Source organism: Caulobacter sp. SRI_008, from assembly GCF_057586355.1.
The window spans coordinates 1-14,622 of the sequence record NZ_JBYCZS010000021.1; the positions used below are offsets into that span (position 1 = coordinate 1).

Sequence of the window (14,622 nt, forward strand, 5' to 3'; positions counted from 1 at the left end):
CCCCCCGAAAAGCAACAAAAGCGCTCCCTCCCGAAGACCAAAAGGTCGTCGGCAATCCAGCTGCCCGAGTCGATTGAGGCCGCGGAACTTAGCGATGAGATCCGACCGAAGCAAGGGCCTTTCGGCCTCGTTTCGAGCGTCTTCGTCAGCGCTGTTCCGAGCGAGGGGCGCATATAGGCGCGTGACGAAAGGATGACAAGCGTGAATCCGCACGCCCCTTCCAGGACCCGCGCAAGACCTGGGGATGACCCGCCCCGGGGCCGCGCCGAGCGGTCTCCACGCCCTTTCTATAGAGAGCCCAATGGAGCGCCTGGCAGGCCCCGCGCCTTGAACCGCCGCCGCCCCATCGCCACTTCCTGGAGACGTTGCGGAATCGGGGCGCCGCTCCAGGGCCCCGGACCTCCGCGAACGAAGTCGCTTGAAGCGAAGGACTTCGCATGACCCGGACGATCCTGTTCGACAGCCCCTTTCTCCTGGGCTTCGAACACACCCGAGATTTGATCGAGCGCGCCGCCAAGGCCGCCGGCGAGAGCTACCCGCCCTATAATGTCGAGCAGACCGACGAGGGGGTGCGCATCACCCTGGCCGTGGCCGGTTTCTCGCCCGACCAGTTGCAGGTCACCGTCGAGGGCGGCCAGCTGGTCGTCGCCGGCCGTCGCGACGGCGACGGCAAGAGCGAGATCGACCGCGCCTACCTGCACCGGGGAATCGCCGCTCGCGGCTTCCTGCGCACCTTTGTGCTGGCGGAGGGCATGGAGGTCTCGGCCGCCACCCTCGAGCACGGCCTGCTGCACGTCGACGTCGCCCGCCCGCCGCCCGAACGACTGGTCAAGAAAATCCCCATCCGCTCGCAGGGCTGAGGCCCTTCGCAATCGCCCTTCCGAAGCTCGGCTGAACCGCGGGGCCTTCGGGGCGTTCCACTATCGAAGGAGGTGGTCACATGACGCCCAATTCGCACACGCCGTTCTTCTCGACCGAGGCCTTCGCCGCGCTGGGCGCACCGGACCTCGTCTATGTGCGCCCGATCAAGGCGGCCGAGATCCTCGCCGACGCCCCCGAGGGGGTGGAGGACTTCGATCTGGCCCCCGACCAGACGCTCTATGCGGTGTGCCGGGCCGACGGGGCCCGCCTGGCGGTGCTGACCGACCGCGACGCGGCCGTGGCGGCCGCCCTGGCCCACGAACTGGCGCCAGTCTCGGTGCACTAGATCTTCGGACCGAAAGACGGCCCAAACGAAAAGGGCGGCGGATCCTGCGATCCGCCGCCCTTCTTCTTTTATGCGACTACCGACCTCAGTTGAGGTTGGCGGCCGGCGCCTGCTGCTGGCGGAACATGGTGATGGCGATCAGGCGATCCCAACCGACCAGCGACACCAGGTGCGCGTAGATCTGGGCCAGGGCGCCCGTCGACTGCAGTTCCTTCAGCTTCTCGATCGGCAGAGCGTTCAGCTTGTCTTCCGAGACGCCGTAGTACTCGGCCACGACCTGCGGCTCGGCCGGCTGGCCGTCGGCGCCCTGCGGGGTGAAGGTGGCCTTCTTCAGTTCGAAGAGGTCGTTGTCCTTCAGCAGCTGCACGAACGAGTCGGTGCGGCGGCGTTCGACTTCGAAGTCGTCGCAGAACTTGATGCAGTTCTGGGTGTATTCGGTCGGCTCGCCCTTGGCGTCGAACAGCGGGGTCTCGCCGCCTTCGGCCAGCAGGTTCGAACCGCGGTCGATGCAGACGATCATCCGGCCCTGGGCGTCGTCATTGGCCAGCACGAACGGATAGCGGCGGACATAGGCCGGGATGTAGACGCCGACTTCGGTCGAGCCGTCGGCGTGGATGAACAGGTTCTCGCCCTGGTTCAGACCCATCACCGCCAGCGGAACGCGCTCGTCGCCGGCGAAGATGATCGGATAGGACAGGCCCGCGGGGCCGAATTCCGTGACCGTCAGCGGCACGGCGGTGCCGGCGGCGGCGAAGCCGTAGGGCTTGTCCCGGTGGACCAGGCCCAGCGCGCCATGCTGCTCGCGGTTCAGCGGCTCGGGCGTCGAGTAGAAGAGAACGTTGCCGGTGATGCCGCCGGCGGACTGGGTCGTTTCCATAAGAAGCTCTACAGAAGGGCTAAGAAGAACGGACGCTCTATCGCTTAGGCGGCCTTTGGTGGTCAGCGCTTCTAGCCGATCTGCGATATCCCGGCAATCGACACCTCCGGAGAGGGAATCTCCGTCCCGACCCTCGCCTGGCGAGCGAAGGCCGGAACCCAGGCCGGCCTAGAACTTCCAGGCGATCCCGGTACGGATTGAACGACCCGGCGACGGGGCGATGTCCTTGAGGAACGAGGCGTGCTCGCGCACCTCCTCGTCGGTCAGGTTGCGGCCTTCGAGGAACAGGCGCAGCGGCTCGTCGGCGAAGGGCTTCACCGTCACCTTCAGGTTCACCACCGTATAGGCGTCGGTCGGCAGCTCGTAGGTCGCCACGCGGTCCTGCTCGACGACATGGCGCACTTCCAGCTCGCTCTCGACGCGCGAGACGGTCCAGATCGCCCGGCCGGTCACCGACCACGGCGGGATGCGGGCCGGCGCGCCCAGGTCGGTGGAGCCGCGCACATAGTCGGCCACGCCTTCCAGGCGCACGGCCTGCTCGCCCGAGCGCCAGGCGTTCCAGCCGACCTCCAGCTCGGCGCCGTGGAACTTGGCGCCGGTCTGGTAGTACTGGAACACCGGCAGGTTATCTTCCTCGGCGCCGGTCGGGGCTTCCTCGATGAAGTTGTCGTACCAGGCGCCCCACAGGTGGCCCTCGACGCGCAGGCGCGCGCCGGTCCAGCGATAGGTGCCCTCCAGCGAGGTGACCTTCTCGGAATCGAGGCTGTCGTCGCCCTTCTCGTAGCCGCCGGTGCCCGGGTGCGGGCCGTCGGCGAACAGTTCGAACTCGGTCGGGGCGCGGCCGTTGCGCGACAGGGTCAGGGCGTAGAACTGATGCTCGGCGGGCTTGTAGAACACGCCCAGCGAGGCCGAGACGTTGTCGAAGTCGCGCTTCTGCGTCGCCGTCTCCAGCGAGCGGGTGTCGAAGCGCAGGCCCGCGTCCACGCCCCAGTCGCCGCGATCGAGGCGCTGCAGGGTGAAGACGCCGTATTCCTTGATGTCGACGCTGGGCACGAAGGCCTCGTCGCCGATCGCCTCGAAGCTGCGGCTCAGGGCCTGGAAGCCGATGGCGCCCTGGTGGCCGTCATGCTCGCGATGGACCAGCTCGACGCGGCCCTCGGTGCCGTCCGACAGGAAGCGGGTGCCGACCTCGCCGTCCTCGACGCTGACCTCGGCGTGTTCGTAGTCCGCATGCCCGATGGAGACGCGCACCTTCTCGAACCACGGATTGTCGAGCTCCTGCTCGCCGCGCAGGTCGTAGCGGGTCTGCTGCAGGTGGATCGAGACCGGGCCTTCGGCGTCCGGGTCGATGGGGGCCAGGATCTGCTCGTAGGGCACGCCGTAGGTGGTGTCGGTGCGCTTGACCGACAGGCCGAAGAAGCCGCGGTCGTGCACATAGGAGACGCCGGCGCCGTAGGCGTCCATCTCGACGTCGGTGTTGCGGACGGTCTTTTCCGGATCGACGGTCAGGCCGTCGCGGGCGGCCAGACGCGAGGAGACCGGCGAGGTCGGGACCGAATAGTCGTCGCTGCGGCGACGATCGGCGTCGACGGCGAAGACCAGCGGGCCGGCGTTGAACTTGGCCGCGCCGCTGACGCCCCAGCCGTCGTCGACGGAAGAGGCCGAGGCGGCGATGCGGCCCTCGATGCCGTTCTCGGCGCGGCTGGCGGGCACGCGATCGTCGATCATGTTGACCACGCCGCCGATGCCCGAGCCGCCATAGGCCAGGGTGGACGGGCCGCGCAGCACCTCGATGCGCGAGGCCTCGGCCGGGTCGGAGGCCACGGCGTGGTCGGGCGACAGCGACGAGGCGTCGACCTGGCCGACGCCGTTCTGCAGCACCATCACCCGCGGACCGGCCAGGCCCCGGATCACCGGACGCGAGGCGCCGGGACCGTAGAAGGTGGAGCGCAGGCCCGGCAGGCCGTTCAGCACGTCGCCGAGACCGGCCGGCGGGGCGGTGTCGAGCTTGTCGCGGGTCAGCACGTTGACGCTGCTGGTCACGGTGTCGAGCGAGACGGCGTAGGGGGCGGCGGTGACCACCACCTGCGAAACGGCGGTGTCGGTCGGGTCGGCGGCGGGATCGGCCGGGGCGGCGACCGCATCGGCGGCCCACACGGGAGCGGCGCCCATGGTCGCGGCGGCGAGCGCGAGAAGGCTGGCGGCCGCGAAAGCGTTGCGGCGGAGCGGAAGGCGGCGGGTCATGAACGACGGATCCTGGAACTGGCCGGAGGAGCGGCTCGCTTTCTGTTATGAAATAACATATCTCGCCGTCAATCCGCTTTCGCTTGACGCGAGCACGAGGCGGCTTTCTGTGTCTTCACGACCTCAGTCCGGGCTTTCCATGATGCGTTTTTCGTCTGCGCTCCCCTTTTCGGCCGCAATCTCGGTCGCTGGCCTGCTCGCCGGCTGCGCCCAGCTGACCGGCGACGCCTCGGCCAAGGCGCCGGCCCAGACCCAGGCAAAGACCTATGCCGAGGCCGGCGGGTCGAGCACCTGGACCAAGCCGCCGAAGGGCTACCTGACCCTGGCCGAACCGTTCGACGCGCCGGGGATCGTCGGCCCGCCGCCGACGCCGGACTCGCCGCGCGGCAAGGCCGACCGCGCCGCCTATGACGACACCCGCAAGCTGGCGGGCACGCCGGCCTGGGACAAAGCGGTGGCCGACGCCGACCTGTCGGGCGCCAACGGCTTCAAGAGCTTCTCCTGCGCCGCGCGGGTGACGATCAATCCGCAGAAGACCCCGACCCTGGCCAACCTGCTGCTGCGCATGACCGACGACGCCGGGACCATCTATCGCCCGGCCAAGCAGGCGTTCTCGCGGCCCCGTCCGCCGGTGGGCAACACCAAGCCGATCTGCGTGCCGCGCGAGAGCTGGATCCAGACCGAGGGCTCCTATCCGTCCGGCCACGCCCTGATCGGCTGGTCGTGGGGCCTGGTGCTGGCCGAGCTCGTGCCCGACCGCGCCGCCGAGATCACCGCCCGCGGCCGGGAGTTCGGCGACAGCCGGGTGATCTGCGGCGTCCACTTCCCCAGCGACCTGGAGGCCGGCCGCCTGCTGGGCGGGGTGATGGTGGCGCGGCTGCACGCCGACCCGGCCTTCGAGGCCGACCTGGAGAAGGCCAAGGCCGAGATCGCCGCGTCAAAGGCCGAGGGTCCGCCCACCGGCTGCGGCGGCTGAGAATCGCTCCAAGGACGCGCGACAGGCCGATACAACTTTGAGCTTGAGCCCCTTTCGGCGGGGCGCCACCCTGGCGCCCTTTCGGGGGAGGGCTGAATGTTCCAGACCATGCGACGCGGCGCGGCCTGCGCCTTGTCGGTCATTGCCTTGAGCGGTTGCGCCATATTCGCGCCGCCCGACGATCCCGTACTCGATGCGAAGATCACCACCGCCTACGAGGGCGTGGCCAAGCTGGCGGCCGAGGGCGAGATGGGCCTCTACGCCGACAAGGCCACCTATGCCGGCGCGATCGCGACCTATGCCGACATCCAGGCCGCCCTGGCGATCGCCGCCGTGCGCGCGGGCAGCCAGCCCTACGCCGCCCGCCCCGCCCAGAAGGCCATCGCCGCGGAAGTGTCGCTGATCCAGGGCTGCAGCGCCCAGGTCAAGGGCCTGGCCCAACTGCACCAGATGGCCGGGATCATCCCCAACACCGGCGCGACCACCGCCATGATGGTCGCTTGCGACCAGGCGGCCAAGGCCGTCACCGCCATGAAGCCGAGGTAGCCCCCATGTCGATCGATTTCTCCACCCTGCAGGTCGACAACGCCGACGAGCTGGCGACCGTGCTGGAACAGCAGCTGGGCGCCACGGCCACCGACTGGTGGAACGCCAACAAGAGCGTCGTGCCGGGCTATCTGCGCAGCCTGGCCGAGGCCGCGATCCAGACCCGCACCGCCCTGGCCAACCACCAGATCACGCCGGAAGCCGCCGACCTGATCCTTCACAACCAGGAACTGGCCTTCAACCAGACCCTGCAGTTCACCAAGTTCATGACCCTGGTGCTGAGCCAGACCCTGCTGAACACGGTGTTCCAGGTGGTCGGCTGGGTGATCTACAACAGGACCGGCATCAACCTGGCCCCGAACCTGGTGCAGCCGGCGGGCGGCGGGACGACGGCCAGCTAGCCCTCGCCGGGATCGCAACGGCCGTAGATGGAATCCATCCGCTTCAGATAGGCCTCCATCGGATCCAGCCCGAGCGCGGCGCGACGGCGGTCCAGTTCGGCCGGCGCCTCGACGCCGTCCGGAACGGCGTGGCGACCATCGACGCAACGCGCCTTCTGGGTGGCGTAGCGTTGCGGCCGCCCCTCCTGCACGGCGACGCGGTCGTAGAGATTGGCGTAGCCGCTCGGAACCTCGCCACTCCCCACCAGCAGCTCCATCTTGGCCAGGGCCTCCTTCTGGAAGGCCAGATCGGGCGAGTGGCTGACGATGTTGAAGGCGCCGTCGGCGGCCCGGCCGCCCACCTCCTCGGGCGTGAACCAGCCGCGCCCGGCCAGCAGCACCTTCAACCTCTCGGTGTGCCGCTGATCGATCGGCGCGTAATATTCGGCCCAGACCGCGTCCAGCGCCTGGCGATCCTCGGGCGAGGCGGTCTTGCGCACGGCCAGGAAGTTCACGCGCGCCGCCTGGTCGACCGCGCCCATGCCGCCCAGTTCCTCGATCAGCGCCTCCCTGGCCGTCAGCGCCTGGGCCTGCGCCCGCGCCTTGGCCACGGCCGGCGATTCCGCCGCCCCGGCCGACCCGGCGGCCAGCATCACGATGGCGATCAGTCCCGCGCGGATCATGCCGCTTCCCTCATCCAACCCAGACCGTGACGGTGGAGAGACCTCGCGGCGCAATCATGGCGACGCTTGTCGCGTCGGCGCGCCTTCCTGCCTAGGATCGCGGAATGACCACCGCCGCTTCGCCCCACGCCGACTGGATCGGTGTGCTGTCCACACTGATCGGCCGCCGGCTCGACGCGCTGATCTGGATGCCGATGACCTCGGACACTCCGCAGCTGGTCGCCGAGTTCGAAGGCCCGGCCTTCAGCTTCACCGGCAGCGTGTTCCTGAGCTTCGAGGGCGCGTCGCTGATCCTGTCCTGGCGGCAGGTCGGCTACGAGATGGTGCTCGGCCATGGACCGAGGGCCAGTTGGGGCGCCCACACGCTCGACCGGGTGCGGATCGCGATGAACGGCGCCTGGACGCAGGTCGAAGGCTCGGTCCTGAAGCAGGTGGAACTGTTCACCGGACCGACGATGGTCGATCCCGAAGGCGAGGTCATGGCCCTGCGCCTGGCCCTGGAGAGCGAGACCAGGCGCTCCCACGTCTGGATCGGCGTTGGCGGCCCCGCCGGCGTGTTCAGCATGGACGATCTGTGGGTGGCAGTGGATGTCGACCCGCCCAACCGGAGCGACCTGACCCTGCTGGCGACCGTCCCCGCCTAGGCAAAGAAAAAGCCCCGCCGTCGCCGGCGGGGCTCGATCCTATCGAAGCTTCGAAAAGCCTCAGCCGCGCTGGTCGCGCTTGGCCAGCACGCGCAGGCGCAGGGCGTTGAGCTTGATGAAGCCGCCGGCGTCGCGGTGATCGTAGGCGACCTTGCCCTCTTCGAAGGTGACGAGGTCCTGGTCGTACAGGCTGTAGGCGCTCTCGCGGCCGATGACCGTGACGTTGCCCTTGTAGAGCTTCACGCGGACGCGGCCGGTGACCTTCTCCTGGCTGTAGTCGATGGCCGCCTGCAGCATCTGGCGCTCCGGCGTGAACCAGAAGCCGTTGTACACCAGCTCGGCGTACTTCGGCATCAGCTCGTCCTTCAGGTGCATGGCGCCGCGATCCAGCGTGATGCTCTCGATGCCGCGGTGAGCGGCCAGCAGGATGGTGCCGCCCGGGGTCTCGTAGACGCCGCGCGACTTCATGCCGACGAAGCGGTTCTCGACCAGGTCCAGACGGCCGACGCCGTTGTCGCGGCCCAGCTCGTTCAGCTTGGTCAGCAGGGTCGCCGGGCTCATGGCCACGCCGTCGATGGCGACGGGGTCGCCCTTCTCGAAGTCGATCGTGATCACCGTCGGGGCGTCCGGCGCGTCCTCAGGCGAAATAGTGCGCATGTGGACGTACTCCGGAGCCTCGACCGCCGGATCCTCCAGCACCTTACCCTCGGAGGAGGAGTGCAGCAGGTTGGCGTCGACGCTGAACGGCGCCTCGTTGCGCTTGTCCTTGGCGATCTGGATCTGGTGCTTCTCGGCGAAGTCCAGCAGCGCTTCGCGCGACTTGAAGTCCCACTCGCGCCAGGGGGCGATCACGTGGATGTCGGGCTCCAGGCCGTAGTAGCCGAGCTCGAAACGCACTTGGTCGTTGCCCTTGCCGGTGGCGCCGTGGCTGACGGCGTCGGCGCCGACCTGACGGGCGATCTCGATCTGGCGCTTGGCGATCAGCGGGCGGGCGATCGAGGTGCCGAGCAGGTACTGGCCTTCATAGACCGTGTTGGCGCGGAACATCGGGAACACGAAATCGCGCACGAACTCCTCGCGCACGTCCTCGATGAAGATGTTCTCGGGCTTCACGCCGGCGGCCAGGGCCTTGGCGCGGGCGGGCTCGATCTCTTCACCTTGGCCCAGGTCGGCGGTGAAGGTCACGACCTCGGCGCCGTACTCGGTCTGAAGCCACTTGAGGATGATCGAGGTGTCGAGACCGCCCGAATAGGCGAGCACGACCTTCTTCACGGGCTTGTCGGCCATGAGCGGGGTCCTTGTCGAAGGCGAAAACACAAAGTCGCGGGGCGTTTAGCGCGCTTTTGCGACGAGGGAAACACACGGCGGAACCGGCGTGGAACTAGAGCCGGATCTTGCCCTCTTCGGCCAGCTGGTTCAGCGCCCGGCGTACCTGGGTCAGGTGGATCACCGCCAGGATCGCCGCCAGGGTGGCGCGCAGGCCCAGCATGGTCAGCCGCAGGGTCAGATCCTCGGCCTGGCGGCTCTCGACCAACAGGTAGAGGCTGATGGCGAAGGCCCCGGCCGGCAGCAGCACCAGGGCCGGGCCGCGCGGCAGACGCAGCAGGGTGGAGCCCTTGGGCGACCAGGCCACCGGGGTCGGCTCGCCCTTGGGGATCTTGCTCCAGGCCATGCGCGACGCCCCGGCCATGATCGACAGGGCCAGGATCCACAACACGTCGCCGATGACGCCGAGAATATCCATCTAGAAGGTCAGCCTCACGCGGTCGCTTGCCTATACGGTCACTTGGGCGCCGAGCTCGACGACGCGGCCCGGCGGGATCTTGAAGAAGTCGGTCGGGTTGGCCGCGTTCTTCATCAGGAAGATGTACAGCCGATCCTGCCACAGGGGCATGCCCGAATTGGCCGACGGCACGATCGAACGGCGGCCGAGGAAGAAGCTGGTCGCCATGATGTCGAACTTCAGCCCCTGCTGCTTACGCAGCAGCGCCAGCGCCTTGGGCACGTTCGGGCTTTCCATGAAGCCGTAGTAGATCTCGACCTTCTTGAAGTCCTCATTGACCTTGAAGGTCTTGATCCGCTCCTCCTCGGGCACGCGCGGCGTCTCGGCCGTGCGCACGGTCAGCACCACGTTGCGCTCGTGCAGCACCTTGTTGTGCTTGAGGTTGTGCATCAGGGCGACCGGGGTCATGTCCGGGTCGGAGGTCAGGAAGATCGCCGTGCCCGGCGCGCGGTGCGGGGCCCGGGCGCGCAGGATCTCCATCAGGTCGGCGAGCGGCACGGAATCCCGGCGTGTCTTCTCGCTGAGGATCTGGCTGCCGCGCACCCAGGTGGCCATGATCGTGAACAGGGCCGCCCCGATCAGCACCGGCAGCCAGCCGCCGGTGAAGAAGCGCAGGGCGTTGGCGCTGAGGAACACCAGATCCAACGTCATGAACGGGATCAGGAAGGCCAGGGCCGCTGGCAGCTGCCACTTCCACAGCTGGCGCATGACGATGAAGGCCATGGCGGTCGTGACGACCATCGTGCCGGTCACCGCCAGGCCGTAGGCGTGCGCCATGGCCGACGAGGTCTTGAAGGTGAACATCACCGCCAGCACGCCCAGCAGCAGCATGGTGTTGAGCTGCGGCACGAAGATCTGGCCCGACTGGGTCTCCGAGGTGCGGCGCACGTCCATGCGCGGCAGCAGGCCCAGCTGGATCGCCTGCTGGGTCAGCGAGAAGGCGCCGGTGATCACCGCCTGGCTGGCGATGACCGTGGCCGCGCCGGCCAGGATGACCAGCGGCAGGCGCAGGAAGTCGGGCGCCATCTCGAAGAACCAGTTCAGCTCCTGGAACGGCACGCCGGCCCGCTCGGCCGCGACCAGGGTGTTCAGCGCCAGGGCGCCCTGGCCCAGATAGTTCAGCGCCAGGCACGGCAGCACATAGAACAGCCAGGCGGCCTGGATCGGCCAGCGGCCGAAGTGACCCATGTCGGCGGTCAGGGCCTCGGCCCCGGTGACGGTCAGGAACACCGCGCCCAGCACGATGAAGCCGGCCATGCCGTGGTGCTGCAGGAAGTGGACGGCGTAGTAGGGGTTGATGGCCCGGAACACGCCGGGGTGGTCGAACAGGTGGTAGACGCCCAGGGCCGCCATCACCGCGAACCAGACTGCGCAGACCGGGCCGAACAGCTGGCCGACCTTGGCCGTGCCGCGGCTCTGGATGAAGAACAGGCCCAGCAGCATCACCGTGGCGATCAGCAGCACCGCCTCGGTGCTGATGCCGTGCTCGAGCGCCGGGATGGTCCGCAGACCCTCGACCGCCGACAGCACCGACATCGCCGGGGTGATCACCGCGTCGCCGTAGAACAGCGCCGCCCCGATCACGCCCAGGCCGAACACCAGGGCCGTGCGCCGGCCCATGGCCCGCTGGGCCAGGGCCATCAGCGACAGCACCCCGCCCTCGCCCTTGTTGTCGGCGCGCATGATGAACAGCACGTACTTGATCGTGACGACCAGGATCAGCGCCCACAGGGCCAGCGACACGATCCCCAGGATCTCGGCCCGGGTCACGCCGTCGGCGGCGGTGACGTGCAGCGCCTCCTTGAAGGCGTAGAGCGGGCTGGTGCCGATGTCGCCGAACACGACCCCGACGGAGCCCAAAGCGAGCGCGAACACGCCATGGCCCTTTGGACCGTGACCATTGGCGGAGCCGCCTTGTTGGGGAATGTCGCACGCCGCGACGGAGGCGTTCTCAGAGGTCGAAACGCCGGAGGCTTCGGAAGCCATTCAATCCCTCCGGGGCCGCGCCCTCGAAAATCTCGCGCGAAGCCCCATATCGATCAAGCGGGGCGCGATACACCCAATCCGATCCGGGTTCAATCGCGACCTTGGCCGCGCGCCTTTACGGTTTTTGTTTCAACGCACGCGTTCCCCCCTTACGTTCCGGACTTAGCAGAAGATCATGTCCGACAGTCAGAAGTTCCCCGTCGCCGCTCACGCCCTGGCCTATCTGGCGCACAAGGAGGCTTTCAGCCCCGACCGCGCCGTGGCCAGCGCCGAACTCGCGGCCTCCGTCCCCACCAATCCGGTGGTGGTGCGGCGCGTCACCGCCATGCTCGGCAAGGCGGGACTGATCGGCGCGCGCGCCGGCGCCAACGGCGGCGCCTGGCTGCTGAAGCCGGCGACGGACATCACCCTCGACACCGTGCTGCGAGCCGTCCACGGCTGCGCCAACCTCGGCACCGCTCCCCCAGGCGTGAAGGGCTGCCCCGTCGGCGCGCGGATCCCCGACGCCGTCCGCGCGGCCCTGATCGCCGCCGACGCCGCCGCCGCCGAGCGCCTGTCGCGCATCTCGGTGGCCGACCTGCTGGCCGACCCGGCCGAGCGCGAGGCCGTGCTGCAGACCGCCTGAAGGCGCCCTGCCTAAAGACGCCCTGAAAGCGGCACGTAGAAAAACTGCACCCGAAATTGTTGCGATTACCCCTGGCGCCGGTCGAGGGCGCTATTACGTAATCGCTACCGATACAGTTCCTGTTCGGAAAACATCATTCTCCTCAGGGGACATCCGCCATGACCACCAAGGTCGCCATCGTCTATCACTCGGGCTACGGCCACACCGCCGTCCTCGCCGACAAGGTCGCCCAGGGCGTCCGCGACGCCGGCCAGACCCCGGTCCTGCTCGCCATCGAAAGCGCGAGCCAGGACTTCAAGCCGATCCTCGACGCCGTGACCGAGTCCGACGCCGTGGTGTTTGGCGCGCCGACCTACATGGGCGACGTCTCGGGCGTGTTCAAAGTCTTCGCCGACGCTTCCTCGGCAGCCTTCTTCACCGGCGCCTGGAAGGACAAGCTGGCCGCGGGCTTCACCAACTCGCACAGCTTCTCGGGCGACAAGGCCCATGCCCTCAACAGCCTGGCCATCCTCGCGGCCCAGCACGGCATGAACTGGATCAACCTCGGCATCGCCCCGCCGAACGTCACCGCCGCCGAGCGTGGTCCGGAAACCATCAACCGCGTTGGCTCGTTCGTCGGCCTGGCCGCCCAGTCGGACAACGTCTCGCCGGAGCTCTCGCCCCCGGCCGGCGACCGTGAAACCGCCCGCCTGCTCGGCGTGCGCGTGGCCGAAGCCGCCGTCCGCTGGACCCGCGGCGCCCAGCCGGCGCTCAGCGACGCGGCCTAAGGACTATCGGGCGCGCCGTCCTCCCCTCAGAGGCGCGCCCCTCGCGGAGGAACGATCGACCCCGCCCCCCGACGGTCGTTCCTCCGCCCCGCCCCTATGTCTTGAACCGCAACCTCCGGCGTGCTCGACTCCGGCGACGCTTCGTTCGCAGGATCTTCGACCCACATGGCCCGCCGCCTCGCCCTGATCACCGGCGCCTCCGCCGGCATCGGGGCCGCCTTCGCCCGCATCTACGCCAGCCACGGCTATGACGTGGCCCTGACCGCCCGCCGGCTCGACCGGCTGGAGGCCCTGGCCGCCGAGATCCGCATGCGCTTCGGGGTCGAGGCCTACGCGATTCCCGCCGACCTGGCCGATCCGGCCGGCGTCGACGCGGTCTTGGCCGGGATCGCCGCCGAGGGCCGCGAGATCGACGCGCTCGTGAACAACGCCGGCTACGGCCTGCCCGGCGCCTACGACAAGACCACCTGGGCCGACCAGTCGACCTTCCTGCAGGTGATGCTGACCTCGGTCTGCGCCCTCACCCACAAGGTGCTGCCGGGCATGGTCGAGCGTCGCTTCGGCCGCATCGTCAATGTCGCTTCTCTGGCGGGCCTGGCCCCCGGCTCGGCCGGCCACACCCTCTATGCGGCGACGAAAAGCTTCCTGGTGAAGTTCTCCCAGAGCCTGCACCTGGAGAACCTGGCGACCGGCGTGCACGTCAGCGCCCTGTGCCCCGGCTTTACGCTTTCGGAATTCCACGACGTCAACGGCACCCGCGCCCAGGTCAGCCAGAGCCTGCCGGCCTGGATGTGGCTGGGCGCCGACGAGGTCGCCGCCGCCGGCTACGAGGCCGCCGAGGCCAACCGCCCCGTCTGCGTCACCGGCGCGCCCAACAAGGCCATCGCCGTGCTGGCCAAGCTGATCCCGGACGAATGGGCCCTGGCCCTGATCGCCAGCCAGGGCGGGAAGTTCCGGAAGGTTTGATCCCCTAGCTCCTCCCTCGCGAAGCGGGGGAGGTGGCGCGCTGCGGATACGCAGCGTGACGGAGGGGGCGACCGCCGGCACGGCGCCCAGTCTCGCCCCCTCCACCACTTCGTGGTCCCCCTCCCCCGCAAGCGGGGGAGGAGCCGACGGCTTCTACTTCTCCGCGGCGTACGGCGCCTTCGCGTCCGCGCGGATCAAGCCGCGCGTCGCATCCCCCACGCCGATCAGCACGAACTGCACCGCCAGGGCGCAGAGGATCAGGCCCAGCACCCGCACGACGATGCTCATGCCGATGCGGCCCAGCACCTTGCTGATCACCGGCGCGGCCCAGAAGGTGGCGACCAGCACCACCGACACCGCCGCGATCACCCCGACGCCCAGGGCCATGCCCGCCAGCCCCAGGTGCTTGGCCTCGCTGGCGTAGATGATCACGGTCGAGATCGCGCCCGGGCCGATCAACAGCGGCATGGCGAAGGGCACGATCAGCCGCTCGAACCGCTTTTTGGCGTAGACCCGGGCCGACAGCACCTCGGTCTCGCCCTCGGCGGCGTCGGCGAACATGGTGGTGAAGTCGTCGCGCACCATGTCCAGGCCCAGGATGAACAGGATGATGCCGCCGGCGATGCGGAAGGCCGGCATCGAGATGCCGAAGAACTCCAGCAAGGAAACGCCCGTGAAGTAGAAGAACACCAGGAAGGCCAGGACGAAGAGGCCGATATAGACGGCCACCATCCGCCGGCCGGCCGAGGCCGCGCCCAGGGTGGCGGCGGCGAACAGCGGCACGTTGCCGATCGGGTCGATCAGGGCGAACAGGGCGACGAAGAAGTTGACGGCGAGTTCGGCCTGGCTCATTCGACGTCCTCAACCTTCATGCCTGTGCGGGAAACGTCGCTCTCTCTAGAGCGATGCGGGCTCGCGCGCCAACACCGGAGCCTTGA

At 68.7% G+C, this 14,622-nt stretch carries 16 protein-coding genes; 9 read left to right on the forward strand and 7 right to left on the reverse strand.

All coding sequences use genetic code 11. From position 1 onward, the window contains the following. Positions 1-437 precede the first annotated feature (437 nt). Positions 438-860, forward strand: a complete 423-nt coding sequence (locus tag AC2YHT_RS18170) for an Hsp20 family protein (RefSeq protein ID WP_487291189.1) — start codon at positions 438-440, stop codon at positions 858-860. 80 nt (positions 861-940) lie between these two features. After that, entirely contained in the window at positions 941-1,207 is a 267-nt protein-coding gene (locus AC2YHT_RS18175) for a DUF1150 family protein (RefSeq protein ID WP_110122192.1), read from the forward strand. Between the two features lie 85 nt (positions 1,208-1,292). Here the strand turns inward: AC2YHT_RS18175 and AC2YHT_RS18180 are convergent, their stop codons facing one another. Continuing rightward, positions 1,293-2,084, reverse strand: coding sequence for a SapC family protein (locus AC2YHT_RS18180; protein ID WP_487291191.1), 792 nt, complete (start codon positions 2,082-2,084; stop codon positions 1,293-1,295). 168 nt (positions 2,085-2,252) lie between these two features. After that, a complete protein-coding gene (locus AC2YHT_RS18185; protein WP_487291193.1) occupies positions 2,253-4,328 on the reverse strand; it encodes a TonB-dependent receptor in 2,076 nt (691 codons plus the stop codon). A gap of 142 nt (positions 4,329-4,470) precedes the next feature. Between AC2YHT_RS18185 and AC2YHT_RS18190 the strand changes: the two genes are divergently transcribed. The 3 genes from AC2YHT_RS18190 (at position 4,471) to AC2YHT_RS18200 (ending at position 6,251) form a co-directional block, all read left to right on the forward strand. Continuing rightward, positions 4,471-5,304, forward strand: coding sequence for an acid phosphatase (locus tag AC2YHT_RS18190; RefSeq protein ID WP_487291194.1), 834 nt, complete (start codon positions 4,471-4,473; stop codon positions 5,302-5,304). A 96-nt stretch (positions 5,305-5,400) separates the two neighbouring features. Beyond that, a complete protein-coding gene (locus AC2YHT_RS18195; RefSeq protein ID WP_487291196.1) occupies positions 5,401-5,850 on the forward strand; it encodes a hypothetical protein in 450 nt (149 codons plus the stop codon). A gap of 5 nt (positions 5,851-5,855) precedes the next feature. Next, a complete protein-coding gene (locus tag AC2YHT_RS18200; RefSeq protein ID WP_487291197.1) occupies positions 5,856-6,251 on the forward strand; it encodes a hypothetical protein in 396 nt (131 codons plus the stop codon). On the opposite strand, the gene AC2YHT_RS18205 is transcribed toward AC2YHT_RS18200, so the two are convergent. After that, entirely contained in the window at positions 6,248-6,913 is a 666-nt protein-coding gene (locus AC2YHT_RS18205; RefSeq protein WP_487291200.1) for a DUF6624 domain-containing protein, read from the reverse strand. The two genes, AC2YHT_RS18200 and AC2YHT_RS18205, sit on opposite strands and share 4 nt — an antisense overlap. Positions 6,914-7,017: 104 nt before the next feature. On the opposite strand from AC2YHT_RS18205, the gene AC2YHT_RS18210 reads away from it, so the two are divergent. Further along, a complete protein-coding gene (locus AC2YHT_RS18210) occupies positions 7,018-7,557 on the forward strand; it encodes a hypothetical protein (protein WP_487291202.1) in 540 nt (179 codons plus the stop codon). A gap of 60 nt (positions 7,558-7,617) precedes the next feature. Here the strand turns inward: AC2YHT_RS18210 and AC2YHT_RS18215 are convergent, their stop codons facing one another. The 3 genes from AC2YHT_RS18215 to AC2YHT_RS18225 all read right to left on the reverse strand — a co-directional run bounded on the left by AC2YHT_RS18215 (position 7,618) and on the right by AC2YHT_RS18225 (position 11,326). Beyond that, positions 7,618-8,844 (reverse strand): argininosuccinate synthase, encoded by a 1,227-nt coding sequence (locus AC2YHT_RS18215; RefSeq protein WP_487291204.1) that lies wholly within the window; start codon positions 8,842-8,844, stop codon positions 7,618-7,620. Positions 8,845-8,938: 94 nt separating this feature from the next. Beyond that, positions 8,939-9,301, reverse strand: a complete 363-nt coding sequence (locus AC2YHT_RS18220) for a hypothetical protein (RefSeq protein WP_487291206.1) — start codon at positions 9,299-9,301, stop codon at positions 8,939-8,941. Between the two features lie 30 nt (positions 9,302-9,331). After that, entirely contained in the window at positions 9,332-11,326 is a 1,995-nt protein-coding gene (locus tag AC2YHT_RS18225) for a potassium transporter Kup (RefSeq protein WP_110122201.1), read from the reverse strand. 175 nt (positions 11,327-11,501) lie between these two features. Here AC2YHT_RS18225 and AC2YHT_RS18230 point away from each other — a divergent pair, with 175 nt between their 5' ends. The 3 genes from AC2YHT_RS18230 to AC2YHT_RS18240 all read left to right on the forward strand — a co-directional run bounded on the left by AC2YHT_RS18230 (position 11,502) and on the right by AC2YHT_RS18240 (position 13,684). Continuing rightward, on the forward strand, positions 11,502-11,951 hold the full coding sequence (locus tag AC2YHT_RS18230) for an Rrf2 family transcriptional regulator (protein WP_487291207.1): 450 nt from the start codon (positions 11,502-11,504) through the stop codon (positions 11,949-11,951). A gap of 158 nt (positions 11,952-12,109) precedes the next feature. Next, the gene (locus AC2YHT_RS18235) at positions 12,110-12,718 is read left to right on the forward strand and encodes a flavodoxin family protein (protein WP_487291209.1); all 609 of its coding nucleotides are present in this window, start codon (positions 12,110-12,112) and stop codon (positions 12,716-12,718) included. A 165-nt stretch (positions 12,719-12,883) separates the two neighbouring features. Then, on the forward strand, positions 12,884-13,684 hold the full coding sequence (locus tag AC2YHT_RS18240) for an SDR family NAD(P)-dependent oxidoreductase (RefSeq protein WP_487291211.1): 801 nt from the start codon (positions 12,884-12,886) through the stop codon (positions 13,682-13,684). A 153-nt stretch (positions 13,685-13,837) separates the two neighbouring features. On the opposite strand, the gene AC2YHT_RS18245 is transcribed toward AC2YHT_RS18240, so the two are convergent. Further along, positions 13,838-14,536: a MarC family protein gene (locus tag AC2YHT_RS18245; protein ID WP_110122205.1), complete on the reverse strand. Its 699-nt coding sequence runs from the start codon at positions 14,534-14,536 to the stop codon at positions 13,838-13,840. Between the last annotated feature and the right edge of the window lie 86 nt (positions 14,537-14,622).

Bases quoted from the DNA above. Each gene is read 5' to 3' on its own strand.
- AC2YHT_RS18170 (WP_487291189.1), top strand. From the start codon at position 438: ATGACCCGGACGATCCTGTTCGACAGCCCCTTTCTCCTGGGCTTCGAA.
- AC2YHT_RS18175 (WP_110122192.1), top strand. From the start codon at position 941: ATGACGCCCAATTCGCACACGCCGTTCTTCTCGACCGAGGCCTTCGCC.
- AC2YHT_RS18180 (WP_487291191.1), bottom strand. From the start codon at position 2,084: ATGGAAACGACCCAGTCCGCCGGCGGCATCACCGGCAACGTTCTCTTC.
- AC2YHT_RS18185 (WP_487291193.1), bottom strand. From the start codon at position 4,328: ATGACCCGCCGCCTTCCGCTCCGCCGCAACGCTTTCGCGGCCGCCAGC.
- AC2YHT_RS18190 (WP_487291194.1), top strand. From the start codon at position 4,471: ATGCGTTTTTCGTCTGCGCTCCCCTTTTCGGCCGCAATCTCGGTCGCT.
- AC2YHT_RS18195 (WP_487291196.1), top strand. From the start codon at position 5,401: ATGTTCCAGACCATGCGACGCGGCGCGGCCTGCGCCTTGTCGGTCATT.
- AC2YHT_RS18200 (WP_487291197.1), top strand. From the start codon at position 5,856: ATGTCGATCGATTTCTCCACCCTGCAGGTCGACAACGCCGACGAGCTG.
- AC2YHT_RS18205 (WP_487291200.1), bottom strand. From the start codon at position 6,913: ATGATCCGCGCGGGACTGATCGCCATCGTGATGCTGGCCGCCGGGTCG.
- AC2YHT_RS18210 (WP_487291202.1), top strand. From the start codon at position 7,018: ATGACCACCGCCGCTTCGCCCCACGCCGACTGGATCGGTGTGCTGTCC.
- AC2YHT_RS18215 (WP_487291204.1), bottom strand. From the start codon at position 8,844: ATGGCCGACAAGCCCGTGAAGAAGGTCGTGCTCGCCTATTCGGGCGGT.
- AC2YHT_RS18220 (WP_487291206.1), bottom strand. From the start codon at position 9,301: ATGGATATTCTCGGCGTCATCGGCGACGTGTTGTGGATCCTGGCCCTG.
- AC2YHT_RS18225 (WP_110122201.1), bottom strand. From the start codon at position 11,326: ATGGCTTCCGAAGCCTCCGGCGTTTCGACCTCTGAGAACGCCTCCGTC.
- AC2YHT_RS18230 (WP_487291207.1), top strand. From the start codon at position 11,502: ATGTCCGACAGTCAGAAGTTCCCCGTCGCCGCTCACGCCCTGGCCTAT.
- AC2YHT_RS18235 (WP_487291209.1), top strand. From the start codon at position 12,110: ATGACCACCAAGGTCGCCATCGTCTATCACTCGGGCTACGGCCACACC.
- AC2YHT_RS18240 (WP_487291211.1), top strand. From the start codon at position 12,884: ATGGCCCGCCGCCTCGCCCTGATCACCGGCGCCTCCGCCGGCATCGGG.
- AC2YHT_RS18245 (WP_110122205.1), bottom strand. From the start codon at position 14,536: ATGAGCCAGGCCGAACTCGCCGTCAACTTCTTCGTCGCCCTGTTCGCC.